The organism is Acetobacter aceti, assembly GCF_002005445.1.
GTDB lineage: Bacteria > Pseudomonadota > Alphaproteobacteria > Acetobacterales > Acetobacteraceae > Acetobacter > Acetobacter aceti_B.
Genome location: NZ_CP014692.1, coordinates 1,508,727 through 1,534,704 on the forward strand (window position 1 = coordinate 1,508,727; position 25,978 = coordinate 1,534,704).

24 protein-coding genes are annotated in these 25,978 nt (G+C 56.7%); 13 read left to right on the plus strand and 11 right to left on the minus strand.

All coding sequences use genetic code 11. The features are described from left to right. Positions 1-5: 5 nt before the first annotated feature. Complete coding sequence (locus tag A0U92_RS06780; protein WP_077812566.1) at positions 6-1,373, minus strand: RsmB/NOP family class I SAM-dependent RNA methyltransferase; 1,368 nt, start codon at positions 1,371-1,373, stop codon at positions 6-8. A gap of 162 nt (positions 1,374-1,535) precedes the next feature. On the opposite strand from A0U92_RS06780, the gene A0U92_RS06785 reads away from it, so the two are divergent. The 7 genes from A0U92_RS06785 (at position 1,536) to A0U92_RS17990 (ending at position 7,574) form a co-directional block, all read left to right on the plus strand. Next, the gene (locus A0U92_RS06785) at positions 1,536-2,555 is read left to right on the plus strand and encodes a hypothetical protein (protein WP_236748300.1); all 1,020 of its coding nucleotides are present in this window, start codon (positions 1,536-1,538) and stop codon (positions 2,553-2,555) included. Between the two features lie 2 nt (positions 2,556-2,557). Further along, complete coding sequence (locus A0U92_RS06790; protein ID WP_077812567.1) at positions 2,558-3,820, plus strand: hypothetical protein; 1,263 nt, start codon at positions 2,558-2,560, stop codon at positions 3,818-3,820. Positions 3,821-4,045: 225 nt separating this feature from the next. Beyond that, positions 4,046-4,900, plus strand: coding sequence for an ABC transporter substrate-binding protein (locus A0U92_RS06795; protein WP_077812568.1), 855 nt, complete (start codon positions 4,046-4,048; stop codon positions 4,898-4,900). Further along, on the plus strand, positions 4,897-5,901 hold the full coding sequence (locus tag A0U92_RS06800) for a FecCD family ABC transporter permease (RefSeq protein ID WP_077812569.1): 1,005 nt from the start codon (positions 4,897-4,899) through the stop codon (positions 5,899-5,901). The genes A0U92_RS06795 and A0U92_RS06800 overlap by 4 nt, the downstream gene beginning before the upstream one ends. Continuing rightward, positions 5,898-6,662 carry an ABC transporter ATP-binding protein gene (locus tag A0U92_RS06805; RefSeq protein WP_077812570.1) on the plus strand — a complete coding sequence of 255 codons (765 nt, stop codon included), beginning with the start codon at positions 5,898-5,900 and terminating at the stop codon, positions 6,660-6,662. The genes A0U92_RS06800 and A0U92_RS06805 overlap by 4 nt, the downstream gene beginning before the upstream one ends. Before the next feature lie 139 nt (positions 6,663-6,801). Next, a complete protein-coding gene (locus tag A0U92_RS17235) occupies positions 6,802-7,158 on the plus strand; it encodes a hypothetical protein (protein ID WP_149026401.1) in 357 nt (118 codons plus the stop codon). Between the two features lie 98 nt (positions 7,159-7,256). Further along, positions 7,257-7,574: a hypothetical protein gene (locus A0U92_RS17990; protein ID WP_222927856.1), complete on the plus strand. Its 318-nt coding sequence runs from the start codon at positions 7,257-7,259 to the stop codon at positions 7,572-7,574. A 450-nt stretch (positions 7,575-8,024) separates the two neighbouring features. Here the strand turns inward: A0U92_RS17990 and acs are convergent, their stop codons facing one another. The 4 genes from acs to A0U92_RS06830 all read right to left on the minus strand — a co-directional run bounded on the left by acs (position 8,025) and on the right by A0U92_RS06830 (position 13,738). Continuing rightward, positions 8,025-9,980: an acetate--CoA ligase gene (gene acs / locus A0U92_RS06815; protein WP_077812572.1), complete on the minus strand. Its 1,956-nt coding sequence runs from the start codon at positions 9,978-9,980 to the stop codon at positions 8,025-8,027. Positions 9,981-10,067: 87 nt separating this feature from the next. Beyond that, complete coding sequence (prpB, locus tag A0U92_RS06820) at positions 10,068-10,982, minus strand: methylisocitrate lyase (RefSeq protein WP_077812573.1); 915 nt, start codon at positions 10,980-10,982, stop codon at positions 10,068-10,070. Next, positions 10,979-12,148: a bifunctional 2-methylcitrate synthase/citrate synthase gene (prpC, locus tag A0U92_RS06825; RefSeq protein ID WP_077812574.1), complete on the minus strand. Its 1,170-nt coding sequence runs from the start codon at positions 12,146-12,148 to the stop codon at positions 10,979-10,981. Before prpC ends, prpB begins: the two co-directional genes overlap by 4 nt. A gap of 75 nt (positions 12,149-12,223) precedes the next feature. Next, a complete protein-coding gene (locus tag A0U92_RS06830; RefSeq protein WP_077812575.1) occupies positions 12,224-13,738 on the minus strand; it encodes an MmgE/PrpD family protein in 1,515 nt (504 codons plus the stop codon). Between the two features lie 114 nt (positions 13,739-13,852). On the opposite strand from A0U92_RS06830, the gene A0U92_RS06835 reads away from it, so the two are divergent. Further along, positions 13,853-15,355 (plus strand): helix-turn-helix domain-containing protein, encoded by a 1,503-nt coding sequence (locus A0U92_RS06835; RefSeq protein WP_077812576.1) that lies wholly within the window; start codon positions 13,853-13,855, stop codon positions 15,353-15,355. A gap of 90 nt (positions 15,356-15,445) precedes the next feature. On the opposite strand, the gene A0U92_RS06840 is transcribed toward A0U92_RS06835, so the two are convergent. Next, complete coding sequence (locus A0U92_RS06840; RefSeq protein WP_236748301.1) at positions 15,446-16,135, minus strand: Smr/MutS family protein; 690 nt, start codon at positions 16,133-16,135, stop codon at positions 15,446-15,448. A gap of 229 nt (positions 16,136-16,364) precedes the next feature. On the opposite strand from A0U92_RS06840, the gene A0U92_RS06845 reads away from it, so the two are divergent. Next, a complete protein-coding gene (locus A0U92_RS06845; RefSeq protein ID WP_077812577.1) occupies positions 16,365-16,628 on the plus strand; it encodes a hypothetical protein in 264 nt (87 codons plus the stop codon). A 928-nt stretch (positions 16,629-17,556) separates the two neighbouring features. Here A0U92_RS06845 and A0U92_RS06855 read toward each other — a convergent pair. From A0U92_RS06855 to A0U92_RS06865, 3 genes are all read right to left on the minus strand, one after another. Further along, positions 17,557-18,978 (minus strand): cytochrome-c peroxidase, encoded by a 1,422-nt coding sequence (locus A0U92_RS06855; RefSeq protein WP_077812579.1) that lies wholly within the window; start codon positions 18,976-18,978, stop codon positions 17,557-17,559. Positions 18,979-19,089: 111 nt separating this feature from the next. Then, positions 19,090-19,818, minus strand: coding sequence for a DNA-methyltransferase (locus tag A0U92_RS06860; RefSeq protein WP_187668923.1), 729 nt, complete (start codon positions 19,816-19,818; stop codon positions 19,090-19,092). 131 nt (positions 19,819-19,949) lie between these two features. Then, the gene (locus tag A0U92_RS06865) at positions 19,950-20,627 is read right to left on the minus strand and encodes a Tim44/TimA family putative adaptor protein (RefSeq protein ID WP_077814296.1); all 678 of its coding nucleotides are present in this window, start codon (positions 20,625-20,627) and stop codon (positions 19,950-19,952) included. A 206-nt stretch (positions 20,628-20,833) separates the two neighbouring features. Here A0U92_RS06865 and A0U92_RS06870 point away from each other — a divergent pair, with 206 nt between their 5' ends. The 3 genes from A0U92_RS06870 (at position 20,834) to A0U92_RS06880 (ending at position 22,446) form a co-directional block, all read left to right on the plus strand. Continuing rightward, complete coding sequence (locus tag A0U92_RS06870; RefSeq protein WP_077812580.1) at positions 20,834-21,373, plus strand: histidine phosphatase family protein; 540 nt, start codon at positions 20,834-20,836, stop codon at positions 21,371-21,373. Positions 21,374-21,465: 92 nt separating this feature from the next. Then, on the plus strand, positions 21,466-21,966 hold the full coding sequence (gene secB, locus A0U92_RS06875; RefSeq protein ID WP_077812581.1) for a protein-export chaperone SecB: 501 nt from the start codon (positions 21,466-21,468) through the stop codon (positions 21,964-21,966). Positions 21,967-22,119: 153 nt separating this feature from the next. Further along, positions 22,120-22,446, plus strand: a complete 327-nt coding sequence (locus tag A0U92_RS06880) for a hypothetical protein (RefSeq protein WP_408736114.1) — start codon at positions 22,120-22,122, stop codon at positions 22,444-22,446. 346 nt (positions 22,447-22,792) lie between these two features. Here the strand turns inward: A0U92_RS06880 and A0U92_RS06885 are convergent, their stop codons facing one another. Continuing rightward, the gene (locus tag A0U92_RS06885) at positions 22,793-23,956 is read right to left on the minus strand and encodes an energy transducer TonB (protein ID WP_077812583.1); all 1,164 of its coding nucleotides are present in this window, start codon (positions 23,954-23,956) and stop codon (positions 22,793-22,795) included. A 262-nt stretch (positions 23,957-24,218) separates the two neighbouring features. Between A0U92_RS06885 and A0U92_RS06890 the strand changes: the two genes are divergently transcribed. Then, the gene (locus A0U92_RS06890; protein ID WP_077812584.1) at positions 24,219-24,398 is read left to right on the plus strand and encodes a CsbD family protein; all 180 of its coding nucleotides are present in this window, start codon (positions 24,219-24,221) and stop codon (positions 24,396-24,398) included. Positions 24,399-24,465: 67 nt separating this feature from the next. Here A0U92_RS06890 and A0U92_RS06895 read toward each other — a convergent pair whose 3' ends face one another. Next, positions 24,466-25,962: a YifB family Mg chelatase-like AAA ATPase gene (locus A0U92_RS06895; RefSeq protein WP_077812585.1), complete on the minus strand. Its 1,497-nt coding sequence runs from the start codon at positions 25,960-25,962 to the stop codon at positions 24,466-24,468. Positions 25,963-25,978: the final 16 nt, after the last annotated feature.

Here is a 25,978-nt window from a genome sequence, read left to right on the forward strand (position 1 = left end):
GGCTCTCAGCCTTCCTTGATAAAGCGTGCGGCGAAGAAACCATCCATGCCGCCCAGATCCGGCCAGAGGCCGGGATGGGTGCGTACCCATCCTTCAGGAGTCAGCGCCTCGGGAATATCCTGCATTTCTTCGGGCTTGATCGGGTCCGCCTTGAGCCCGAACTGACCGGCGATCTTGCGGGCCTGCTCGGGGCCTTCTTCCTGTTGAAGAGAGCAGACGGCATAAACAAGACGGCCGCCCGGTTTCAGCATCCGTGCCGCTGCGGCGAGCAGGCCTGTCTGGGCTTCGACCAGCGCTGTAAGGTCACGTGGCCGCTTGATCCACAGGGCGTCAGGATGACGCCGTGCCGTGCCGGTTGCGGAACAGGGAGCATCCAGCAGAACGGCGTCGAGAGGCGCATCGGGCTGCCACGCGGCCGCGTCGGCGCACACCGTTTTTACGGTATCGAGTTTCAGGCGTGTGAGGTTTTCCTTCAACCGTTCCATACGGGAGGGGTCACGTTCCAGCGCCGTCACCTGAGCGCCGGTACAGGCCAGTTGTGCGGTTTTACCGCCGGGAGCCGCGCACAGATCAGCGACGCGCTCGCCAGGTTTTGCGGCGAGCAGCCGTGCGGGCAGCGTTGCTGCGGCGTCCTGCACCCAGAAGACGCCTTCTTCAAAACCCGGCAGTTCCGGAACCCGCGTTCCGGCCGGAAACCGGACAGATCCGGTCGGAAGGACAATCCCGTCTTCCATTGGAGGAGCATCGGGTTTCAGCGTCAGGTCAAGAGGCGCTTCCTGCTCCAGACCCCGTGCGATTCTGCGACCAACCCCTGGACCAAGATATTTCCACGAAGACCATAACCAGCCGGGAATGTTCAGCCGTTCCTGATCGAGGCCTGTCAGTAGCGCCTCTCCCTGCGTCGCGATCTTGCGCAAAACGGCGTTGGCCAGTCCCGCAAAAGGCGCGAGTTCGCGGCGGCGCAGCAGGTTGACCGTGGTGCCGACGGCGGCATGGGGAGGCGTCTCAAGGAACAGAAGCTGGCAGGTGCCGATGAGCAGCGCAATACGGACCGGCTCTGGCGGTTGCTTGCGGAGAAAAGGTTCCAGAACCGTGGAAAGTGTTCCCAGATGACGGAGCGTCGCAGCCCCGAGACGGTGGGCTGCCGCGCGATCGCGTGGCTCAGCCTCGCGCGCTTCCTGAGAACGACCAAGTGTCGTTTCCAGCATGCGGCGATTTTCGATCACGCCCCGTACGATGTCGTATGCAATTTCCCGTGTCGGATCCGGCACCACCGGCGATGCTGGAACGCGGGATCGGCCCGTTTTGGAGCGTCCGGTCTTTTTTGATCCGTTACGGGTGCGGGGCGGCGAAGTATTTGACGGAATGTTCATTGTTCCCGGTGTGAATATCGGCAGGCGAGGACATCGCACGTCAGGCTTGCCGGTGCCAGTGGGTTTTTAGCTGTCAGCAAGTTTTTAGCAGTACGTTTTCAGTGAGAACATTTCGTATTTCACATCACATTGGATGTTTGAATGGACATTGCCGGACGGCCCATGGAGACTCATATCGTCGATCCCTCTCCAGCCCGACATACATTATCTCTTTCCACAGGGATCACCATTTTTCTGCCAGCCACCAGTCCTCTGGCGGGCGGCATGGCTTTGAGGATTTATCCTGATGAGCAGCCCCAGTTGCTGGTCCCGAACCCTTTCGGAGCCGGAGTCATGGTGGCGGGAGTGGATGGACGGGATAATCTCGGCTTTGCAATGACGGTGTTTGACCGGGTGCTGCTCCGTCATCTGGTGTCCTTCGAAAAACTTACGCCACAGGATGTCAGGGGGTGTTTTCTTGACCTTGCAGCGAAAGGATTCGCGGGCAGGGAGACACAGAAGCTGGCGCGGATGGCGTTCACTGCGCTCGCAGCCAGACGCAGCGCCATTCAGCAGAAGGTATCTGAACTGCTGGCCGGTATCGCCGTGCATTCAGATCTGCCGGACTATCTGGGGAATATTTTTTCCTATCTCGGCTTTTCTGCTGACTGCATTCGCAGGGGAGGCGGTTATTCCGCCCTCAATGAACGAACACCGCCCCGTCTGGCGATTATCCGGAACGCCCTGAGAGGACTGGCTCCTTCACTTCACTCCCTGGAAGGAAACAACCTGACGACGGGACGTGTGATCACTGTGGCGACAGAGGCCCTGCGACGCATGGAGGCGCTCTATGCGGCGCATGCCGGACTTCTCGCCGAGCCGGACCGCCTCGCTCACATTGGCGTTTCATGTGAAGGAGCGGTCAGGGAAATCGCTACCCTTGATGGCTGGGTACGCTTTGCGCTGCTGCTCGAAGAAATTCCCCGTGCACCGTGCGCCACCCATATGCTCGCGGACCTGGCGTCGCTGGCGCAGATTCTGTCTCACAGCAACCATGCGGCGGCGGCCCGTTCTCCGCTGGCAAATGTGGGCAGACCTTCTCTCGCCTCATGGCCGCCTGAAGTCGATCATTCTCTCTATATTGAAGAACGCAACGAGAGGTTGATGCATATGAGCCTTCTCTACGATATCAAGGAGAACTGAGCATGGCTCTTCCCGTTCTGCCCGATGCCAGACGTGCGAAGCTTTCGCCTGAAGGTCCGGTCGCAACCTCCTTTACGCTGCTGTTTCGCCCACTCTGGTCGATTATCGTGCCGACGACGGAGTGGACCAAGTCAAGCGACCTTTCTGTTAGGTCCATTCCGGATTCATTGCTGGAACCACTGCGTATCTGGATTATGAACTGCTTCCCGCAGCAGAATCTGGTCGAAAAGCTCATTGCGCTGGGTGATGGACTCCATCTGCCAGAGAGAGATCCTCTGGATGAAAAGGAATGGGCCGATCCGTTGTGGCGGGCTTCGGAGATGCTCTGGGAGCGCGCTGCCGATGTTCTGATGCGTCCGATTCCGCCTTCCGTGCTGGATGAGATGTCGCAGGCTTCCGGCATCAGGACCACCAGTATTGAAACTCTCATCCCGGCAATCCAGCTTGTTTTCGATGGGGCCCGACATTTCTTTCAGCCCAGGAAAGCCGTTATACCGGTGATCCCGAGCCGGAAAGCTCTTGCCCAGCTTCTGACCGAGGCGGCAGGGAGGGGGATGACGGCCTGGTATTTCGCTTTGACACTTCTGGTGGCTTCCAGAAACGAAATCGACATCCTTCTGCCGACAGCGCGTGCGGTGGCGCATGTCCAGCCGAAAGCAAAAATGTTGCTGGAGCTTTGTGATCAGGCGATTACGGGCGTGTACGAACTGTTCAATGCCCGTTGTGATCGGATCAGCAGAGAAATCGCTCTGATCAGGCCCGTGGAAAGGTCCGAGAGGCGCGTTCTTCTCTGGCTGGAAGCGAATGAGCAGGCGACGATACATGCACTCATTCGCTTCGCCAGTCGCTGTTCGATTTATGGTATGGCCGCCGCCGAACTGGGAGCGGCCGCCGCAAGGGCTGCAAAAGCCCAGTTCACTCTGCTTGTGCAGGAAGACCTTCTGATTGCGTGGCCAATCACCGCGTGGCCGGACTCACTGATGATATCTTTTGAGCAGGGCAATCGCCGTTTTCGGCAACTGGTAGCTCTTGGGAGCAGTTTTTCCCGCTTTGCAGAGTATCGCAGCGGCATCGATCAGCTTGTGACCCATTATACCGATGATCGGATCACCGGCCTGAGTTTCGCTGAAAAACTGCATGCGGGTGAAACACTTGAGTTATCGTCGGTGCCGTCGCCTTTGCTGACGAATTACCTACAGCTTCTGCCTCCACCTGTGCATGGCGGGGCTTCCATGCGGAAGCTTATGTCTCAAAATGCGCAGTGAAGCTCTCCCTGAGCGCATAGCCGTTTCATCTGGGACATATCGGGTGCCCCGATAAAAGCCGGTTCGCGCGATATGCGGATTATGCAGCAGAGTCCGCCGGGTGCGTCATCGCTCTGAATACGCTACGAGAGGGTCGCCTTTGGCGGCCTGAAGATTTTTCTGTGAGCGACAGACCTGATGCTATTTTCCGGAAATCGATTGCCTGCCCGCTGTCTCCATGCGGTGATGGGGAGCATCGCTGCATTATGGCTCAGTGGATTTTTCCAATGTCAGGTCGCCAGAGCAGATGAAACTCCCGGTGAAAAACCACCTGGGCGGGTAATCTCCCTCAATCTTTGCACAGATCAGCTTCTTCTGCTGCTGGCAGATCCTGCAACCATTATCGGACTGTCTCAACTGGCGTCTGATTGCGCGAATGCTCCTCTATGTGAGCTGGCCCGGCATTATCCGGCATTCCGCATAAACGTGGAGACGATCCTGTCAGTGAAGCCGGATCTGGTTGTAACAGGCACATCGACGATGCCTGTCACGCTGCTGGCGGCACAATCAGTCGGCACACGCCTTGAAATGTTCGCTCCTGCTCATTCGCTTGCAGATATTTCCACCTCCATACGCAGAATGGCGCGACTGCTGGGCGTCCCTGAACGTGGAGAAGCTCTGATAAAGGATTTCAATGACAGGCTGGCCCGTCTGTCATTGCCATTATCGCCGGATGCACCCGAAGCGGTGATTTACGCTGCCAATGGTTTTGTGACGGGAGCCCATTCATTGCCAGACGACGTGCTGCATCATGCTGGCCTGAAAAATTTTTCGACAAGTACAGGAAAAAAACGGACGCATGCGCTGTCACTTGAAAAACTTATTGCTGCAAGGCCCGATCTTTTGATTCTTGATCGTTCGGGGCAAGGGACGTCACAGGCGCAGGCCTTGCTGGATAATCAGGCGCTTGAAAGTGCTTTCCGTGGCACGCATCGCATCAATATTCCTGCCTCTCTATGGCTTTGTGGTTTGCCTCAAACACTCGACGCACTGGAAATACTTTCAAAGGCGCGCCAAATGATGGAAGGGAGCGGGAAATGACGCGACATCCTGATCGTATCCTGCTGATTGCCCTGACTTCAGTTCTGGTCCTGCTGTTTGCTCTGGCGCTTGTGCGTGGTGAAACAGCGTTGCCATTTCTGTCTGCCTTTGAAGATATTCTTGCTGGAAGAGACACGGTGGGCGCTGTGATTCTTGGACAGCTCAGACTGCCGCGCGCACTCCTCGCCGTCATGATAGGCGGTTCGCTGGGACTTTCGGGGGCGGTATTGCAGGGGTATCTGCGTAATCCTCTTGCCGACCCTGGACTGCTCGGTGTTTCCAGTGGAGCGGCTCTGGGGGCGGTTCTTGTATTTTATACTGGTCTGGCGGGAGTTTTCAGTTTTGCGTTGCCGTTTGGAGGGCTGGCCGGAGCCCTGCTGGCGGTTGTGCTGCTGCTCGGGCTGGCGGGGCAGGGAGGTGTTGTCAGCCTGTTACTGGCGGGCACGGCCCTGACGAGTTTTTTCGCCGCCATGACGGCCCTGACGTTGAATTTGGTGCCAAGTCCGTACGCTTCTTTTGAAATCATGCATTGGCTGATGGGATCTCTTGCCGATCGGACCATGCTTCAGGTCTGGCTTTGTCTGCCTGGTGTTTTTCTGGGGTCAGTGCTTATGGCCATGAGTGGGCGGGTGCTGGATGCCCTGACGCTTGGTGATGAAGTGGCCGAGAGTCTTGGTTTTACTTTGCGTGGTGTCTGGGGCGCCCAGAACCGCATTGTGCTTGGTGCGGCGCTTGCGATCGGGTCTGGTGTCGCCGTTGCGGGAGCAATTGGCTTTATCGGTCTTGTCGTACCGCATCTTCTTCGGCCCTTGACGGGACATCGTCCCGGTCGTCTCTTGCTCCCGTCGTTTCTGGGAGGAGCAATCCTTCTTCTGCTGGCAGATCTGTGCGCGCGCTTCATTCCTACTCACACGGAACTGCATGTCGGGGTGTTGACAGCATTGACCGGAGCACCACTGTTTTTCTGGCGTGTCAGTGTTCTGAGGAAGAACGGTTCATGAATACCGTGTCTGAAATACTGCGGGTTGATCATGTGACATTGCGTTACGGGGACGTGATCGTTCTTCGGGATGTTTCACTCTCAATCCGGACTGGGGAAGTATTTGGCCTGATTGGTCCTAATGGAGCCGGCAAGAGTTCATTGCTGCGTGTCATCGCCGGTTTGCAGAGGCCCGAGGAAGGACGTGTACGACTGGAGGGGGATAATCTTGCTGAAAAGGCAGCGTTGTGGAGAGCGCATAGAATAGCTTTTCTGCCGCAAGAGGCGGAGACACTTCCTCTCATGGCCGTGCGGGACCTTGTCTCTCTGGGTCGCCTTCCTTTTGGAAAAGGTCGGTCCGATGAAGATCGTATGGCGGTAGAAGAAGCATTGAAGCAGACCCGGACACTGGAATTTGCGGATCGGCCTGTTACTGCCTTGTCGGGAGGGGAGCGTGCGCGCGTTCTTCTCTCGCGTGCATTGGCTGTGCGGGCGCCTGTTTTACTTGCGGATGAGCCGATTGCAGCCCTGGATCCTGCTCACGCATTATCAGTCATGAATCTGTTCCTCGATCTGTCGCGCAGAGGCGTCGCTGTTGTCGTGGTGCTCCACGATCTCGCTCTTGCTTCCCGGTTCTGCGATCGCGTGGCTCTGGTGAAAAATGGGGAGCTTGTTGCCATCGGGACACCCGGGGAGGTGCTGACAGATAATATGGTGTCTGAAGCATATGGGGTGACTGTCAAACGTATCGAAAGCGCAATAATCCCATGGGAGTTAACTTAAGGTCAGGCTTAGTGTTATCAATTTTTTAACGGTGTCATTTTTGTATATTCTGTATTCTGCATACACGTTAAGAGTTTATTGACTTTTGTTACTTTTTGATGCTTTTGTCCCCTTCGAGCGCTCAAGACGTCTTACATGCTTGGAGAAAAAAATTCGTGAACTGAATGTGGCCGAAACGGCTGAAGTATCTGGTGGTTGCTGTCTTCTGTTAGGTGGCCTCATATTGGGTGCTTTGTCCGGTTTTGGCAGCTCATGCGGCGGCGGCAGCTTTAGTTGGGGCAGCAACTGTGGTGGCTTTAGCTGGGGTGGTAACTGGGGCGGCAACTGTGGTGGCGGCAGTTATGTGCCTGCTCCCCCTAAAGGCTGCGGTGGTCCCGGCTATGTACCTGCTCCTTCCAACAACTGCGGTTACTCAACAGCTGGCTGGGGCGGTAATGGCGGTTGGATCGGTGGATCCTTCAGCAGCGTTCTGAACAACATCATTCATAGCTGCTAAAATCTGTCGTCTGGCTGATAGTCAGAAAACATGCCTGTTTTCTGAGGAATGTGTTGGTTGATAGAGAAGTCGCCCGGTGTTAACCGGGCGATTTTTTTGTGCCAACAAGAATAAAAGTTATTCGGTTGGAATACGTAAATAATCAGGCAAAGGTGTCGAGACCGCCATCACTGGACGCCGTTGAACTGCGAGGCGAACCTTCGGTCGTTTGGGAAACAACATTGCCACTTGAATCAGTCAGTGTAACAGTGATGGTTCCATCACTGTTGACGGTCTCTGACGTGGTGTCCGTAGAAGATGTGGATGAAGTTGAAGAACTCGAACTGGCGCCAGATGTATCGGACGAAGAGGAGGTATTAAACAGGCTTGCAATTGAGGAGCCGCCAATGGAAGAAATTGAAGACGACATGGATTGAACTCCCTGTGTGGAAACAATTTCATCTTCGGACAGAATTAATTAACTGAAGGTGAAGTTGTATGTAACGAAGAGAAACACAATGAGGGAGTTAGGTATAATTGTTTTTATTATGAATATATATAATTTTATATTAATAATGAATTTTATATACCTTGAGGGGTTTTGTATTTAAAATTCGGTGTATTGGGATTTTATATTGGAATGAACAGACTCTGATCTGCCTGTTCATATAAATGAAAAATAACTGTGAATCGAAAAACAGGCTGCTCTTGCGGTGCTGGACGTAAATCAAAAACATACCGAGACAGTTGATGCCGGCAGCAGGGCAGCGCAAATGATTGCGACCGGTATCTGTCTGTTCATTGTTCAGTATCCACCAGGAAGTTTCCAGTATTTTCTGGAAATTTCCTGATTGATGGCCTGTCAGAAAAACGCGTAACGCTTTCTTTTATGCAGTCTGAAGCTGTTTCTGAACAAGCGTGATCAGAGTGGGCACAATGGATGTGTCAGCAAGTGAGGACAGATCACCAAGATTGTCAGTCTCATTGGAGGCAATCTTGCGCAGCAGGCGACGAACGATTTTGCCCGAACGTGTCTTGGGAAGTTCAGAAACAAGGTAAACGCGCTCGGGAGTGGCGTAGCGGCCCACGCGCTCGCTGATCACCTTGCTCAAATGCGCTTCAGAAGGCAGCGTTCTGGTGCTGCGCGCCACGACAAACACGACAATGCCCTGACCCTTCAGATCGTGATTGATGCCGACTGCCGCAGCCTCCGCAACAGAATGATCAGTCGCTACAGCATCTTCAATCTCCGCCGTGCCAATCCGGTGCCCTGACACGTTGATCACATCATCCATGCGACCTGTGATCATGAGATTGCCGTCAGCATCCCGCCGCGCGCCATCACCTGAAAAATACCGACCTTTGCTGAAAGTGAAATAGGTTTCCCGAAACCGCTTGTGGTCTCCCCATATGGATCGGGTCTGACCCGGCCAGGATTCATCGAAGCACAGGCATCCTTCCGCCTCCCTGTTCTCGATGATTTCGCCTTTATCGTTGGTCAGAGAGGGAAAAATCCCCGGGATACCGGTTGTCGCCCAGCCGGGTTTCAGTTGCTGCGCGCCGGCGATGGCGCTCAGCATCGGACCGGCCGTTTCCGTCTGCCACCACATGTCGATGACCGGGCATTTCTTTTGCCCGATCACCTCATAATACCACAGCCACGCATCGGGGCTGATCGGTTCACCCGCCGAACCCAGTCGACGCAGTGACGCGAGGGAATACTGGCGGGGGAGGTCGTCACCGTCACGCATCAGCGCCCGGATGGCGGTGGGAGCGGTGAAGAAACTCGACACATTGAAACGGTCGATGATGTCCCACCAGCGGCCCGCCTGCGGCCATCCCATCAGCCCTTCAAAGAGCAGCGTCGTGGTGCCATTGGCCAATGGTCCATACACCACAAAAGTATGGCCCGTGATCCACGCAACATCAGCCGTACACCAGTGCGTTGTGCCCCGTTCTGCCGGGAAAGTGACGTCTACAGTATAGGCCGCCCAGAGGAGGTAACCGCCCGTCGTATGCACGATCGCCTTGGGCTTGCCCGTGCTGCCAGAAGTATAAAGCAGGAAGAACACATCTTCCGCGTTCATGATTTCAGGCTCGCAGGCGTCAGACTGTCCGGATACGAGTTCTGCGTAACTATGGTCGCGTCCAGGCGTCATGGGGGCGCTGGTGTCGCTGACATTCACGACGATAACGTTTTTTACGCTGCCAATCGAGCCGCTATGCTTGAGTGCGGCGTCAATGACCGACTTGTGCGCAATGGTTTTCGCGCCACGTTTTGCGGCATCGCAGGTAATGACCGCTACAGCCCCACTGTCGATCAGACGTTCACCAATCCCTTCAGGTGAGAACCCACCGAACAGCACGACATGCACCGCACCAATCCTGGCGCAGGCAAGCATGCACGCGACCACCTCGACAGTCATGGGCAGGTGAATCGCCACGCGGTCGCCGCGTTTCACACCCAGACTTTTCAGGGCATTGGCGACACGACAGACTTCGGCATGCAGTTCCCGGAATGTAAGCTGGCGCGACACTCCCGGATCATTGCCCTGCCAGATCAGGGCGGTCTGGTCTCCGCGTTCCTTCAGATGGCGATCCAGACAGTTGACCGAGACGTTGAGTTTGCCGTCCTCATACCACCGGATGGAAACATCATCCTCGAACGTCGAACGATTGCCGACGGTCGGAAATTTTGCCCAGTCGAGGCGTTTTGCCTGTTCCAGCCAGAAGGTTTCAGGATCGGTCTGCACCTGTTCACGCATCGCCCTGATCTGCAAGGCCTTGTCCGGATCAACGCTTTCGATATTCCAAATGGCGAGATCGGTCTGGGGTGTGGACACCTGTCTTCTCCTGAATGGAAACGGGCGATGCAAGATCATCGCCCGGATAGTATGACCTTGAATGTGAAGCGTTCAGATAAAGAAAGTTCAGGCCGCTATGGTTGGTAGAACAGTTTCCACAATGCTGCGGTCCAGCGCTTCATAGTCGTGATAGCGCAGTGTCCTGTAAAGCTCTTCCCGCGTCTGCATGCGGGGAAGCATGGCTTCCGTGCTGCCATCACGGGCAATGGTGGCATACAGGTCAGCCTGCGCCTTGTTGGCGGCACGCAGCGAACTGACCGGCCAGATGATCATGCTGTAGCCCATCTCCTCGAATTCTTTCGCCGTGTAGAACGGTGTGCGCCCGAATTCTGTCATGTTGGCCAGCAGTTTCACGCCCGGCATACGCTTCGCAAATTCGCGGAACATCTCGGCGTTTGTCAGCGCCTCCGGAAAAATCGCGTCTGCGCCAGCCTCGATATACTTCTTCGCGCGGGCGACAGCGCCATCGATGCCTTCACTGGCGGCGGCGTCCGTCCGGGCCACAATGACCAGATCACGACGCGCCCGATGGGCGGCGCTGACTTTCATGGCCATCTCGTCCGCGCTGGCGAGTTTCTTGTCATTCAGATGACCGCACTTTTTGGGGAGAAGCTGATCCTCCAGATGCAGCGCCCCTGCACCGGACTCCTCGAATGCGCGAACCATGTTCATCACGTTGAGGGTTTCGCCATATCCGGTGTCGCCATCAACAAGAAGCGGAAGAGCCGAGGATCGGACGATCTGCCGGATGAAGAACTCCACCTGATCTATGGTGATGATCCCCAGATCCGGGAGCCCCATGCTGGCCGTCATGGCCGCACCGGAAAGATAGAGCGCCTGAAATCCCGCATCCTTCGCCTGAAGTGCGGCCTGACCGTTATGAGCGCCCGGCAGTTGCAGGATGCCGGGCGCATCAAGGAGTTTGCGAAACCGTTTTCCGGCTGATTCCGAAGGGGCTTCCCCGCCGACCAGATAGGTCATGCTGCTTTCTCCTGCACGCTACGATTATGGATATGAACGAAAGCCCTGTCTTCCGGTCCGACATACTCGGCGGACGGGCGAATGATCTTGCCGTTTTCGCGCTGCTCGATCACATGAGCGCTCCATCCGGCAGAGCGGGCGATGACGAAGATGGGCGTGAACATTGCGGTCGGAATACGCATCATGTTGTAGGAAACGGCGCTGAACCAGTCGAGGTTGGGGAACATCTTCTTGGTGTGCGCCATAACGGATTCAAGCCGTTCCGCCACGTTGTAGAGACGCATCGAACCGTTCTTGCGGGATAGCGCATAGGCTGTGCGCTTGATAATCTCGTTGCGTGGATCGGCAATTGTGTAAACCGGATGGCCGAAACCAATCACCACCTCACGATTATCGACACGCCTGCGGATGTCAGCTTCCGCTTCGTCCGGCGTCTGGTAACGCTGCTGGATTTCGAGCGCCACTTCGTTCGCGCCGCCATGTTTCGGACCACGCAGGGCGCCGATGCCGCCACACAGGGCGGAATACATGTCCGAACCCGTGCCCGCGATCACGCGGCAGGTGAAAGTTGACGCATTGAACTCATGTTCCGCGTAGAGAATGAGCGAGACATGCATGGCCTTCACCCACTCTTCCGGCGGCGTCCTGCCGTGCAGGAGGTGGAGGAAATGGCCGCCCACGGTATCGTCGTCCGTCTCGACCTCGACCCGGCGTCCGTTGGTGGCATAGTGATACCAGTAGAGCAGGATCGAGCCGAGAGAAGCAACGCAGCGATCCGCAATTTCCCGTGCTCCGACGGGGTTCTGGTCGCGGCGCTCGGGCAGCACGCAGCCGAGCGCGGACAGACCTGTCCGCATCACATCCATCGGATGCGTGGCGGCGGGAACCTGCTCCAGAACGCGCTTCACCTGTTCGGGAAGACCACGCATGGAGCGCAGGCTTTCCTTGTATTCGGCCAGTTCCGAAGGATCGGGGAGGTGGCCGTGAATGAGCAGGTGCGCGACTTCCTCATATTCGCAGTTCTCAGCCAGATCCTTGATGTCGTAGCCGCGATAGTGCAGGTCGTTGCCGCTATGGCCGACCGTGCACAGAGCGGTTGTCCCCGCAGTGACGCCTGACAGCGCAACCGACTTTTTCGGGCGTTTTTCATGAGAGGTTTGCGTCATGTCCTGCGTCTCCTCTTTCCTGTTCTGTCGTCTGCTACGGACGGCTTTCTGAAACAGAAGCCGTCCACCTGTGCGTTACTGACCAAACCCGAAAATGCCGACTTTCGGATTTTTCCTGATTTCACCAGAAGGAAGCGTAATTTCCAGTTCGTAAAGCTCCTTGGCCGACAGATCAGGAAGCCGCTGGGCGACTTCAAGGAAGCGATCTGCCTCCTGTGACGTGATGATACCGTCTGTCAGAGTACGGAATTTTCTGATGTAGTCCGGACGTGTCCATGGTGTGGCGCCAAGCGGATGCGCGTTGGCGACCGCCAGTTCATCTGAGATGACCGAACCATCATTCATCGTGATGGTGATCCGACCACCGAAAGCCTTTACGTTCGGATCGATGGAGTGGTAGCGCTCCGTCCATTCCGGACGCTCGATCGTGTGAATCTTCTGCCACAACCGCACAGTATCGGCACGGTTGGCGCGTTCCGGTGCGTAGGAACGGACGTGGTGCCATGAACCATCCTGAAGCGCGACCGCGACGATATACATGATCGAATGATCGAGTGTTTCGCGCGAGGCTTTCGGATCGAACTTCTGCGGATCGTTTGAGCCCGTGCCGATCACATAATGCGTGTGATGACTGGTCTCGATCAGAACATCCTTTACATCGTCCCAGTTCTTCACCTGTTTGCCCAGCTTGAAAGCGAGGTCGATCAGAGCCTGACTCTGATACTCGGCTGAATGTTCTTTCGTGTAGCTGTCGAGGATCGCCCGCTTGGCTTCACCCTGTTCCGGAAGACGCACGACGTAGTGCGCATCTTTTCCATCCAGCATCCAGGCGATCACGCCGTCCTCACCTTCATAGATCGGGCTTGGCGAAGTCTCACCCAGCATGGCGCGATCGACAGCCTCAACGGCCATTTTCCCCGCATGGGACGGCGCATAGGCTTTCCATGAGGAAATCTCACCCTTGCGGCTCTGGCGTGTGGCGGTCGTCACATGCAGCGCGTGCTGGACGGACTGATAGATCGTCTCGGTCGGCAGGCCGAGCAGGGTGCCGATACCGGATGCCACTGATGGGCCGACATGCGCCACATGGTCGATCTTGTGCTTGTGCAGGCAGATGCCACGCACGAGGTCGATCTGGATCTCGTAACCCGTGGCGATGCCGCGGATCAGGTCTTTGCCCGAGCGCTGGCACTGCTGCGCCACGGCGAGGATGCCGGGGATATTGTCGCCCGGATGCGAGTATTCAGCGGCCAGAAATGTATCGTGGAAGTCGAGTTCGCGCACGGCGGTTCCGTTGGCCCATGCCGCCCATTCCGCATGAACCCGGACATCTGGTCCACAGCCGAACACGGTCGCGCCGCCCGGGCGCTGATGCGCCAGAGCCTCGGCCCGTGCGCTCATGACAGAGTGACGGTTGACCGACGCGATGGCGACCGACGCGTTATCAATCACGCGGTTGATGATCATCTCGGTGACAGGGGCTTCAATCTCTACCGGGTCGGCCGCCACTTCGGCGATATGCCAGGCGAGCTGCTGCTCGCGGGGCAGGCGGTCTTTCTCGGGATGAACCGTGATGTCGTAGGTTTGCATGTCAGCCTCATTCACCAAAACTGACGTGAGTATGGCTTAAGCGTGAATTTCAGCTATGGTGAACGAAGCGAATTGAAGCGATAAAAAGAAGCTGTTTTTGCAAAGGATGCGAAGATGACGAAACGTGTCAGTAAAGTCTTCGCGGGACCACGCATACGGGAATTGCGTGGCAGAATCAGGAAAACACAGCAGGATCTGGCTAAGGATCTTGGCCTCTCTCCCAGCTATCTCAATCAGATCGAAAATGACCAGCGGCCGATTCCGTCTCCCTTGATGTTAAAGCTTTGCAATCTGTTCGATGTATCACCCGGCTATTTTGGCGACAGCGATGAAATCCGCCAGATCCAGGCTTTGAGAGAAATCCTCGGAGACCCGCTTTTCAAATCAGCTTCCCTGCGACCGGCGGAACTTCAGGCTGCCGTGAGGGCGGCGTCCGGGCTGGCGGACCGGTTCGTTACGCTTTATCGGGCTTACCGGACTGTTGTTCGGGAACGTAATGGTGCTGAAATTCCGCAGCAGGCCATGCCTCTTTCAGGAACGGGTCTTTCCGCCCCGCATGTCGATACGTCCGGCGTGCCTGTCGTGTCAGAGCCGGTTACAACGGTTTCCCCCTATGAAGCCGTGGGTGACTGGGTGCAGCGTGAGCGGAACTATTTCGATGAAATAGATCGCGCAGCGGAAGAGCTTTACGAAACACTTGATTTTTCGGAGGGTCTTCTGGCAGCCAATCTTGAGCGCTATCTGCGCGATCACCACGGTGTCAAAACCCTGACCGACAGCACTCTGGACAGTCGCTCGGTCATCTGGCGCTTCGACAAGCGGGGGCGGCGTCTTCTCATGGCGGACGGCGTGCCTTCGGAAAGCAGCGTGTTCTGTATGGCGCAGGTCGTTGGGCGTCTGGGATACGGGCGTCTGCTTGATCGCGCGGTAAAACGATCGGGTCTGGCCTCTGCCGATGCCCGTGATCTGGCGCATGTGGGGATGAGCAATTATTTCGCGGGAGCCCTGTTGCTGCCCTACACACGCTTCCGGCAGTCCGCCCGCATGAAATCACATGATCTCGACCAGCTTCAGCGGCAGTTCGGAGTGAGTTTCGAACAGGTCTGTCATCGTCTTTCGACCCTCCAGCGCCCGGCTCATGAAGGGCTGCCGTTTTATTTTATCAAAACCGATATCGCCGGTAATATTCTCAAGAGTTACAGTGCGACGCGCTTCAGTCTTCCACGCTTTGGTGGTTTGTGTTCGCTGTGGAATGTCTTTCGCGCCTTTGCGACGCCGGGGGAGTTGCAGGTGCAGGTCTCGCGCACCACGGATGACGCGGTCTTCCTGAATGTCGCCCGCACGGTCGGTCATGCGGGCACTTCCTATTTTGATCGTCCCAGACGGGTGGCAATCGTACTGGGATGCTCGATTTCCCATGCTTCCGAACTGGTATATGCCGCCGGACTTGATCTTTCGGATGAGCGCACGATCATTCCCATCGGGCCGGGATGTCGGGCCTGTATTCGTACGGATTGCCGGCATCGCGCCATTCCTGCGGCAGGTTTTCAGATCGACGCGGGCGGAGAGGAGCGGGGGGTGGTACCCTATCACATGCTGCCGCACAGCACCGAGTGAAGTGGAGGAATGGTCAGGGCTTTTGTGCGCTGAATCCGGGAAAGTGTTGATTGCCGGAAAAGACCAATGTGTTCGTCAGAAAATCTCCGGTCAGCGTCCGGTCCGGTGGGCAGAGCGCCGCTTTTTTATCAGGATACGCACAGCGCCCCGATTGGCCTCGTGCGTATGGGTGACAGCCAGAACCATCCGCCCAAGATCATCCCGACCGAGCCAGAACGGCAGTTCGCGTCGCAGCACTCCTCCCTCAGGGCCGGAGCCAAGTCCGGTTACGATTTCAACGCATCTGACGCCCTCGCTGTAGGCGGAACGCAGGAATTCGTGCAGCCGCATGAAAGCAGCCTGCGCTGTCATGCCATGCAGATCGAGTTTTCGTTCGACCGGAGTATGGCCTTTCGAGAGACGTTTCCAGCTTCCGGTATCAAGCCCCGCCTGCCGGGCGCCGATCTGCGCCGGAGGATTGGCCGGTTTCTTCCTGGCCGCCTTACCGCGCAGATGGTTTGCGACAGCGATTTCTCCTGCTGTCATGAAGGCGGCCGAACGAATGTGACTCTGAATGAAGGGGCTGGAAGCAGGTGATGCGACAGATTCCGGAACGGCGTTGTCAATCACCGTGGGGCCTTCTGCGTTGCGGCGTGCCGGGAGGGCCTTGTCCGGTGCGGTGGGACGAGAGGTGGCGGGAAGTCCGGATGAGCGTTCATTGAGGGCAAGCGGCTGCACGCTACGGACGAAGGACGTCCATAGTGCGTGCTCTTCTTCGCTTATACTCCGTTTCCGGCGCACCGGTTGCTCCTGACATTGCGGATCACTGTCTGCCCAAGCATCACCTGTGCGAACAGCAACTGCAAGCCGGAAGCGAGGCAAAGAGCATTATATTGATTATATTAAATCTTTTCATGATTTTAGACAGCGCCGTAAAAATATCATCACACTGAAGCAAACTGCCCCTTATACTGATCCACGCAATGTGCGATGCCTCGGGTATCGAACGGAGCAACGAAAGGGCTGCCCCATGAGTGAAGACGATATCAACCTTGATGATGAAGTCGTTGTCGGCTTTCTGATCCAGCGTGAAGCCGAGAACGGAGATCTCTCCTTCTGGAATCCCGAGACAAAATGGACCGACGATCCCAACGAAGCCATGCTTTATGAAGATGAAGATCTGGCTGAAGACACGGCTGACAAGCTTCAGGCTGAAGACGAGAGTGTGGAAATCACCGTTGCCGTTGTCATCGAAGATGACGAGGAAGACGACGAGGACGAAGACGAAGCCTGAGTTTTCGATCTTCCACGGGACGGGGCTGGCTTTGCTGCCCCCTCATCCGGTTTGAGTGCTGCCTGTTATTCTCTGGTCATATGACTTTTGCCGGTATCCGATTGATGTTTCGTAATGGATTTCCTGAAACATACTTCGACGAACTGCCCAGCTTCCCGGCAAGCCGCATATAAACGGCAATCCGGCTCTCCAGTCTGTGGCATGCCCTCTCTGAGGCCCGCTTCGCGGAACCATAATGCTATCTGTTCGGCTGGGAATCTCAGGCCATGAAGTTCGCGAAGGTCTGTGAGCCATATATTCCCTTATGGTTGCAGGATCTGTTCGAGAGCATGGAGATCACTCGAAGACACGATCGCTCGTCATAACGGCCCTGGCGTCGGCCACGGCAAGGTGATGAAGAAGAACAATGTAAAGCGTTTCCCCTTTTACACGCTCAATCGATCTGTAAACCCTTCTGCCTTCTGCCGAGGTGCCGGTTCCACCGGCACAAAAATGCCTTCAGAAAGCAAAACTCTCTGAAGGCATTCATCAGGCTGTTACTGTCAGTGGATGTCAGTAGCCGCGTGGCCCGCTACCCATTCCACCGCCACCCGGTCCACCCCGGTTGCCGCCACCGCCGTTGGAACGATGGCTTCCGGATGGTGGGCTGAAGCAAGCCGAGAGTGAGACGATCACGGTGAGCGCGAGACAGAGAAGAACAATCCGTCACATAGGAAGGCTCCTGAGCAATGGAAACGTCACGGACCAGCGGGAAATGGTCGCAGGCCCTTCGGTCTGGTTTGTTCAAGAGCATCACAAGAGGGCGAGGCAGTCTGTCATCCTGTGTCAGCCCGAATGGATTACTAAAGCACAATATCGCCCTGAAAATGGACGATATTGCGACAGCCACTATTTCCTATGAAAAAGCCGGCCAGATTTTACATTAACATCAGGGTGAGGCTTTGACCTGCTCCAGTGGCACGCCTTTGTATTTTCCGGTCAGGGTTTTCAGGAAGGCTGTGATGTCCGCCACATCCTGCTCGGAAATTTTCGCGTCAGGAGTCTGGTAGTAAGCCATCTTGCGGACAGCATCTTCCAGCGTCTTCACGCTCCCATCATGGAACCACGGTCCGGTCAGAGCAACGTTACGCAGGGTCGGCACCAGAAATCGTGATTTGTCCAGTCCATCGTGAGTGACATCTTCCCGACCGCTATCGGCAGCGGTGAAGGCGCCGCCTCTGTCGGCAAAGTAGTTGTGCTCAAGCCCCATGACTTCCATAGCGCCGCCACCCATGTCGGCCCCACTATGGCATCCAGAGCAGCCGATGCTCTTGAAGAGGGCATAACCATGCTTTTCCTGATCCGTCAGTGCGGTTTCATCGCCCTTCAGATACAGATCGAACTTGCTGTCTGGTGTGATGAGGGTTTTCTCATACTCCGCAATCGCATCGGTGATGGTGTCCTTGTCGATCGGCTTGTCCGGATAGATTGCCGCGAACTGCGCGCCGTATTCCGGATCACTGGCCAGTTTGGCAGCCACTTCTTTCCAGTCATGAGAACCCATCTCAACAGGATTCATGACCGGGCCTGCAGCCTGTTCAGCCAGTGTCGCGGCGCGTCCGTTCCAGAACTGCACGATATTATAGACAGAGTTGTAGACAGTCGGAACGTTGATCGGACCTTTCTGCCCACCGATACCCGTCGCGGTTACCAGATTGTCCACACCCCCCTTGTCCAGACCATGGCAGCTTGCGCAGTTCAGCGTGTTGTCGCCTGACAGACGTTTGTCGAAAAACAGCTTCTCGCCCAGAGCGACTTTCTCGGCGTTCACCGGCCAGCTTTCCGGAATGGGCTGGACTGGCTCGGACGCGAACTTTGCCGCCACACCGCTTCCCGCGTAATGCGTCCGGCGTTCCGCATCGATCCACGTGAGAACGGCCTTGCGCTGGTCTTCGTTCAGATGCGCGTGCCAGTGAAGCAGCAGATACAGTGACGGCGGCATGCGGTTCTGCGTGATGACTTCTTCTATGGGGGACAGTTGTTCCTCGGTGGGAGCGTCACCCTTCTGGAAGGCGCTGATCACCGGTTCCAGACGGAAATGGCGAAGGCCCTGCTCCAGATCATGCTGCATCAGCATGCTGGCGACGGGAAGCTTGGAATAGAAGGGAAGATCAGCCCCTTCTGTGTGACAGTAATCACAGCGGGCTTCACGCAGCACGTCAAAGGCGGCTTTTGCTACCGGATCTTTCAGCGTCGGCGAATCCGCCGAGAGGGTTGGCCCTCCCTGATGATCGAAATGCTGGATGTAGGCGACTGTCCCTCCGTAGGCCGCCAGCCCGGCACCGATCAATCCTGCGACGATACGTTTCACAACTCTCTCCAAAATTAAATGTCTGTAACGAGTATGTGCAGGATACGATTGCACACTGTCAAAACGATTATATTCGTTTAAATCATCGTGAAAATCGATCAATGATCGAGATCAATCTTCTAACTGATCTTTCAGTCTCTGGCGGGCGATGGCCACATAGGCAGGATCAACCTCGATTCCGATGCCGTGCGCCTGAAGGCGGGCTGCGGCCAGAAGCGTCGTTCCCGTACCCATGAATGGGTCGAGGACGACGGGAGCAGGCTGGCCGTGCAGCCGGATGCACAACTCAGGCAGTGCGACTGGAAAAGTGCCCGGATGGTTGAATTTCTGCTGTCTGTCACGCACCGTTTCATAAGGCACGAACCAGGTATCGCCACGGCAGCGTCGATCCTGTGCGTGACCACGGCGAGCAATATTGCTCTTGTCCTTGAACGGCACGCCGGCATCCAGACGCTTCAGGGGTACATCGCCCTTCAGTGTCAGATGAAACAGATGTTCATGGTTGCGATTGAGGTAGCGCCCGCTGTTGACCGGCTTGAAATGGCCAAACGATGTTTCGCCCACAGCAATCGATTTTACCCATGAAATATGATTCTGGAGCACGAACAGGTCACGCAGGCGCACGGCCAGCTCGAAGGGCAGCCATGGTTCAGAGGAAGTGCCCGCGATATTCAGGAAAAACGATCCTTCAGGATTCATGACCCGGCGCACGGCGCTCGCCACGTCCATCATCCAGTCCAGATAATCGGCCTCGCTACGGCGGTCCTTATAAGAAAGGTATCCAAGGCCGATGTTATACGGCGGAGACGTGATGACGACGTCAACCGTCCCGGCCTTCATGCGCTTCAGAACGCGAAGGCAGTCTCCCTGAACAATCTGTTGCTGACCAATGCGGTACCGGCGGGTACGGGGAGGTGGAGACGGCTTTTCAGGCTCTGTCCTTCCGTCAGCCGCGCCTTCAGTTTTGCGGTTCACGCACTCCGGGCCGCCGCCAGCCGCCAGCTCGATCCTGCGACACCGAGCAGTTTTTCGAATGTCCAGAGATCAGAAAATTCGGTGACGGCATCCGTTCCGGTCACAGGCTTTGCATCCCGGTCCACAGCAAAGCTGACCTGATCGGAAACAACTCTCACATCTATGGATGCGGCTGTTCCGGCGGGGCCATCATTCAGCCGGACGTCTTCAATCGCCAGGCTGTCGATTCCACGGATTTCACTTTTCTGGGTTTCCCCCGCCTGCTCGCGCGCGGTGATGGCAGCCTCAAAGGCGACATAGGCGTCGGGCGTCAGACGCTCTTTGAGCACATTACGGTTTCCTGCCGCGTAAGCCTCGACCACCTGACGAAAAGCGCCTTCGACCCCTGCCATGAACTGCTGGGGAACAAAACCTGCTTCTTTCTGGGCGACCTGACCAAGCAAGGCGCCGACGCGGGTGGAGGGGCCTGGAATGTCAAGCCGCGTTTCGGGAGCGGGCTCCGCCTTTCCGTCAATCACCGGACCTGCGGGAGGCTGCTGGGCGGGAAGGGGCGCCTGAGTGACCTGAAAGCCGGCTTTCTTGCCGAGAACACTGCGCAGGCGCAGGGCAAGAAAAGCAGCAATCAGCGCGAAAATCACAATATCGACCGGAAAATGGCCGAGAGAGCCGTCCATCAGCAATGTCACCCAACATGGATGCCGGGACGGTTGTCGTCCGGCAAAAGGAAATCAGTTTCATAGAATAAGACCCGCTCCTTCGCCATGCAATGACCCGGCTCATATTTGCTTGGCTAACAGGACATTTACATCCTGATGAAAGATTGCCTTTTCCACCCTGTCTGGCATTGCGGACAGGCCCGCGTTGACCCTATCTGAGAGCTATGATTGTTCTTCGCCATTGTCAGTCCGAGTTCAACCGGCTCTTCACCGCAACGCGAAAAGACCCCGGTATTGCAGACCCGCCTCTCTCCGAACTGGGGCGGAAACAGGCGGATGACCTTGTTCAGGCTCTGGTGGGCGAAGGAATCAGACACATCATTGTCTCTCCTTATACAAGAGCCCTTCAGACCGCCGCGCCGATTGCCCGCGCGTTGAACATAACCCCGACCATCAATCCCCTGATCCGGGAGCGGGCTGCTTTTTCCTGTGACATCGGCAGCCCTCCGGCGGCGCTGGCGCTACGCTGGGCGGAGCTTGATTTCTCGGGACTTGATGAGATGTGGTGGAGCCCCGCCATCGAGTCTCCTGAGGCCGTGGAGGAAAGAGCCGAAGTGTTCCGGGCCGAGATGGCCGCTTCGCCAGTCTGGCGTGACACGCTGGTTGTGTCGCACTGGGCTTTTTTGTTGGCCTTTACTCGTAGCAGCGTAGAAAACGGTTCCTGGTTCAGGCTTGATCCCACAGTGCCCCCCGCCACTCTTTGAGGGGAGATGGTTGGCGAACAAGGTTCGCCATGCTACCGCCGAGCACTACACAAGGGCGAATTTCGTCCGACTATGAAGGAAAAAGGACTCTCATGTCTGATACCGTTAATCAGGGCGTTCCGCCGGCTCTCCCTCTCGCCGTCAACCTTCAGTACACGAAGGATCTTTCCTTCGAAGTGCCGCATGGCCCTGAAATCTTCACGGCGCTGACAGCGGCTCCCCAGATTGCCGTCAATATCGATGTACAGGCGAACCGCCTGCAGAACGATCAGCCACATTTTGAAGTCGCCCTGACGATCAAGGCTGAAGCTGACGAGGCTCCGGCTTCCGAGGGCGGTCCTGTCGGACGCAAGGTGTTCATTGCCGAGCTGACCTATGCGGCTGTCGTGACGCTGAACAACCCGCCGGCTGAACTCGTCGAGCCTCTGCTTCTGGTTGAAGTGCCTCGTCTGATCTTCCCGTTCGCACGTAACATCCTTGGTGATATCACGCGTGACGGCGGATTCCCGCCGGTCATCCTGCAGCCGATGGATTTCGTGGCTCTGTGGCAGGCCCGTCGCGCCGAAGCATCCCAGACAGTCGGCCACGCCTGATTTGCCTGTCCGCAGGGAACGGAAAGTCCTTCCAATCGTTCCCTGCGGCAGATGTTTGACATGACAGAGTAAAGAAAGCAGATCGCCATGGCCGTCCTTTCATCCCGCAATCGTTTTCGGACTGTCCGTGTGGGTCTGACGGCGACGGTGCTGATGGTTTCTGTCTTCAGCCTGTCGGGCTGCACTGACCATCCTTCTGGAACGGCAGGCGTGCATGCAGGCCGTATCCCTCCCCAGACCTTTCCACCGGGCACTGTCACGGAGACGCCTCCGCCTGAAGGACAGATACTGGTGAATGATCCTTCCGCAGCAGCGAATACGCCGCTGTGTGGAACGTCGGCACGGGAAGCGAACGCCATGGGGCAGGCGGTTTATCCGCAGCCGCTGACCAACGGCGGTGTCTGCACACAGAATGCCTGTTTTGACCCCATGACCCAGACCTATATCGCATCGGACGGCAGCAGACGGGTTTGCCGCTGAGAAGTCTGTTTTTTGCAGGGACAGGCTGGTTTCTCCGCTGTTCCTGATATCTGAGAGTTGGTGAGGCCACACAGTTCTCGGCGCGGAAAATACCTGTACAGCGCCATCCCCTCTTCTGAAATTGATGGTTAGTTCAGAAGAGTGCCTGATGATGCCTCGTTTCTTTTCGAAATTTGTCCGGTGAGTGGGCGGCATATCTGAATCCGGGGTATGACCGCATCAGCGGGCTTTGACCGGAACTTCATAAAAAAGACTCAGTTCTTTTGGCCTCTGCTGATTTCAATCAGAGACAGGGAAGGACAGAAGCGTGATCCGTCCGCTGACCCCATGATATAAAGCGGCCTTTTCAATGGCGGATAAGGATGTAGTTCACTGTTACATCCAGATCGAAATGATCACCTGTAATGCCGGGCGGTATGGGTGGAAGCTGGGCGCTTCGGAACATGCCTGTTGTCGCTGCATCAAGGAGATAGGAGCCAGACTGGTTCGTCAGACGCACGAAACGCACTCTGCCTGACCGGTCAAGCACAACGTGGACGGAGGACGGACCTTCCTCGCCGTTCTGGGCGGCTTCTTCGGGATAATACATATGACGCCTGATCCAGCGATCGACTTCTTCACTGTAATCATCGCTCACGCCGCGCACGGTGCTGCGGGTGGCAAATGGCGTGTTCAGATTGCCGTTCTGCACAAGCGGTCCGAGAGAGAGGTCGATCGGGCCACCTGATCCGCCTGTCCGGCCATGATGGCGGGGGCGGGGCGGCGCTGATGACTGGTCCAGAGACAGATCGGTCAGGGAGTCGAAAGGTGAAGGCGCGCGCTGATGGGTCGGCGTCTGTCGAGCGGTCTGCTTGCGGGGGGGGGACTGTTTCGTTGTCTGGCGACTGGCCTTTCCGGCCTTGTTGGAGGCCGGATTGATCGGGGCGGCTGCATTGGTCGGCCTGGGATAGTTTTCATCCGAAGGTGCTTCAGGAATAGGCGGAGCCGCAGGAGTTTCCGGCGTGGGGTGATCCGTGCCTTCCGCTGCTTCAGCCTGCTCTGGCTGTGCATCACTGCTTTGCGAGGATTTCGTTGCGGAACTGCCGCCAGCCTGCTGATCCGAGTGTTCGCCTTTCATTCCGCTTTCTGCGGGGGGCGTGACGAACATCATGTCCACAGCGCCTGTTTCAGACGCCTGAGGATTGCCGCGCGGAGAGTGGTGCAGCGACATATAGATGGCGAAAGCCAGCAGAAGTGCGTGCAGGAGAACGGAAAAAACAAGAATGAACAGCAGGCCGGGGTCAGCAAAGACCTGTCTGGGCGCCAGCGGGGTCCGCACCGATTTAAGGTTACGATAGGCTCCTGTTTTTGCGATGAATGCAGGACGCAGCCCGATGCGACCAGTCGCAGCAGCTTCATCGTCAACAGCGGGGCGTTTTGTAGTGGATGTACCCCGCTGTTTCCCGGTGCCGACGAGCAAGGGCTCTTTCTTCGTTCCGGGCGTAGCTGAAGGCCGTGGCGACGCCGTCATGGAGGGGAATATGTCTCCGGAAGAAGAAAACAGAAACGCTTGTATTCAGGACTGTTACCTCACATTGCCATCAGGAGGGAAGCCTGACTACCCCTCTCCGGCTTATCAAAATGTCACGTCTTTTGTCGGCTGAATCTGCGTTCTTTACACTCCGTGACAATATGCGTCCCCTGGCGTCCGGATGAAACCGGAATGACTGTGCGGCGTTTGAAGGACAGGCTCTTTTCAAAGGAAAAGGGTAAACGCGGAAAAGGAGCACATCATGGGTGAGTTCAAAGACAAGCTGCAGGGTGTCGCCGATAAAGTGGCAGGCAGCATCAAGGAAAGCATAGGCAAGGCGACAGACAATGCCGATCTGGAAGCCGAAGGGAAGGTGCAGCAGCTCAAAGGCAAAGGTGAAGAGATCAAGGGCAAAGTCAAAGGCGCCCTCAACGATCTCTGATTGATCTGTCAGGCCATGGCCCGTCTTCAGTGCGCCTTCGTGTGAAGGTGGGTCATGAAGCTCTTTTTCAGGAAAGGCGGCTGCGGTGTCTGAAGCTGACAGCTTCGGCAATATGATGCTTGCCAATGAGCCTTGAAGTATCAAAATCAGCGATTGTACGCGAGACACGCAGAAGCCGGGTAAAGCCCCGGGCTGACAGACGCAGTTTTCTGGCCGCATCCGTCAGCAGCGTTCTGGCGTCATTTTCAAGCTCGAACTGATCTGGGTTGGCTTCAGCATTGCGGACGCTCTGTCCCCGTTCATGCTGGAAGCTTCGGGCGGCAGCTACCCGGGCCTTTACTGCCGCCGTATTTTCACCGTCTGGCGCCGTCATCATGTCAACGGGCGAAAGCGGCTGCATGCTGACCCATAGGTCCACGCGGTCGAGCAACGGGCCGGAAAGACGGTTGAGGTAGTCCTCACCGCACAGGGGCGCTTTGCGACATTCCCGGCTGGCATCGCCGAGATAACCGCACTTGCAGGGATTCATGGCGGCGACAAGCTGGAAGCGGGCCGGATAGGTGATGTGGGCAGCCGCACGGGCAATCGTTGTCTGGCCGGTTTCAAGAGGCTGACGCAGGGACTCAAGAGCCTGCCTTGAAAACTCCGGAAGCTCGTCCAGAAAAAGAACTCCGCGATGGGCAAGGCTGATTTCACCCGGTTTCGCCTTGGCGCCTCCTCCAATCAAGGCCGGTTGACTGGCGGAGTGGTGAGGGTCACGGAAAGGCGGTCGGCGAACCGGTCCTCCATCATCGCTGACAATACCGGCGGCACTGTAAATACGGGTCACGTCCAGAGACTCTGAGGGCGTGAGATCCGGTAGCAGGCCGGGCAGGCGGGCTGCCAGCATGGACTTCCCGGAACCCGGTGCTCCCGACATAAGAATTGAATGTCCACCAGCCGCCGCGATTTCCAGCGCCCGTCTTGCGACCTCCATTCCCTTTACATCCGCCATATCGGGAAACGTGCGAGTGGTTTCATGCCCTGCGGCGAAGACCGGAGGAGACAGGATCTGCTCGCCGCGAAAATGATTGACCAGTCCGACAAGATCGGGTGCGGCGAGGATTTCGGGGTTTCCCCCAAAGAGAGCTTCGTTTCCCTGAACCGCCGGACAGATCAGGCCCAGTTCCATTTCTGTCGCACCGAGCGAGGCTGAGATGACATTCGGGACGCGGTTGATGCGGCCATCGAGTGAAAGTTCTCCCAGCGCCGCATAACGCCCGAGTTCCTCTATCGGGATGATTTCCATCGCCGCCAGTACCGCCAGGGCGATGGGCAGATCAAAATGCGAGCCTTCCTTGAGAAGGTCGGCAGGCACGAGATTGACGAGGATACGTTTGGGAGGAAGAGCCAGCCCCATGGAAGTCATGGCGGCGCGGACACGTTCTCGCGCTTCGCCGACGGCCTTGTCAGGCAATCCTACAATCAGAAAGGCGGGAAGGCCGTTCGCGATCTGGACTTCCACCCAGACCGGAATGGCCGTTATCCCTGAAAAAGCAAAAGCACGGACTCGCGTGTTGATCATCTGCTTTTTCGTGACA

Coding starts and splice junctions, on each gene's coding strand:
- prpC (WP_077812574.1), bottom strand. CDS start 12,148: ATGACGCAAACCTCTCATGAAAAACGCCCGAAAAAGTCGGTTGCGCTG.
- A0U92_RS06895 (WP_077812585.1), bottom strand. CDS start 25,962: ATGATCAACACGCGAGTCCGTGCTTTTGCTTTTTCAGGGATAACGGCC.
- A0U92_RS06800 (WP_077812569.1), top strand. CDS start 4,897: ATGACGCGACATCCTGATCGTATCCTGCTGATTGCCCTGACTTCAGTT.
- A0U92_RS06805 (WP_077812570.1), top strand. CDS start 5,898: ATGAATACCGTGTCTGAAATACTGCGGGTTGATCATGTGACATTGCGT.
- A0U92_RS06870 (WP_077812580.1), top strand. CDS start 20,834: ATGATTGTTCTTCGCCATTGTCAGTCCGAGTTCAACCGGCTCTTCACC.
- A0U92_RS06790 (WP_077812567.1), top strand. CDS start 2,558: ATGGCTCTTCCCGTTCTGCCCGATGCCAGACGTGCGAAGCTTTCGCCT.
- prpB (WP_077812573.1), bottom strand. CDS start 10,982: ATGACCTATCTGGTCGGCGGGGAAGCCCCTTCGGAATCAGCCGGAAAA.
- A0U92_RS06860 (WP_187668923.1), bottom strand. CDS start 19,818: ATGAAGGCCGGGACGGTTGACGTCGTCATCACGTCTCCGCCGTATAAC.
- A0U92_RS06885 (WP_077812583.1), bottom strand. CDS start 23,956: ATGACGGCGTCGCCACGGCCTTCAGCTACGCCCGGAACGAAGAAAGAG.
- A0U92_RS06835 (WP_077812576.1), top strand. CDS start 13,853: ATGACGAAACGTGTCAGTAAAGTCTTCGCGGGACCACGCATACGGGAA.
- A0U92_RS06890 (WP_077812584.1), top strand. CDS start 24,219: ATGGGTGAGTTCAAAGACAAGCTGCAGGGTGTCGCCGATAAAGTGGCA.
- secB (WP_077812581.1), top strand. CDS start 21,466: ATGTCTGATACCGTTAATCAGGGCGTTCCGCCGGCTCTCCCTCTCGCC.
- A0U92_RS06830 (WP_077812575.1), bottom strand. CDS start 13,738: ATGCAAACCTACGACATCACGGTTCATCCCGAGAAAGACCGCCTGCCC.
- A0U92_RS06880 (WP_408736114.1), top strand. CDS start 22,120: ATGGTTTCTGTCTTCAGCCTGTCGGGCTGCACTGACCATCCTTCTGGA.
- A0U92_RS06865 (WP_077814296.1), bottom strand. CDS start 20,627: ATGGACGGCTCTCTCGGCCATTTTCCGGTCGATATTGTGATTTTCGCG.
- A0U92_RS06845 (WP_077812577.1), top strand. CDS start 16,365: ATGAGTGAAGACGATATCAACCTTGATGATGAAGTCGTTGTCGGCTTT.
- A0U92_RS06785 (WP_236748300.1), top strand. CDS start 1,536: ATGGAGACTCATATCGTCGATCCCTCTCCAGCCCGACATACATTATCT.
- A0U92_RS06795 (WP_077812568.1), top strand. CDS start 4,046: ATGGGGAGCATCGCTGCATTATGGCTCAGTGGATTTTTCCAATGTCAG.
- A0U92_RS06780 (WP_077812566.1), bottom strand. CDS start 1,373: ATGAACATTCCGTCAAATACTTCGCCGCCCCGCACCCGTAACGGATCA.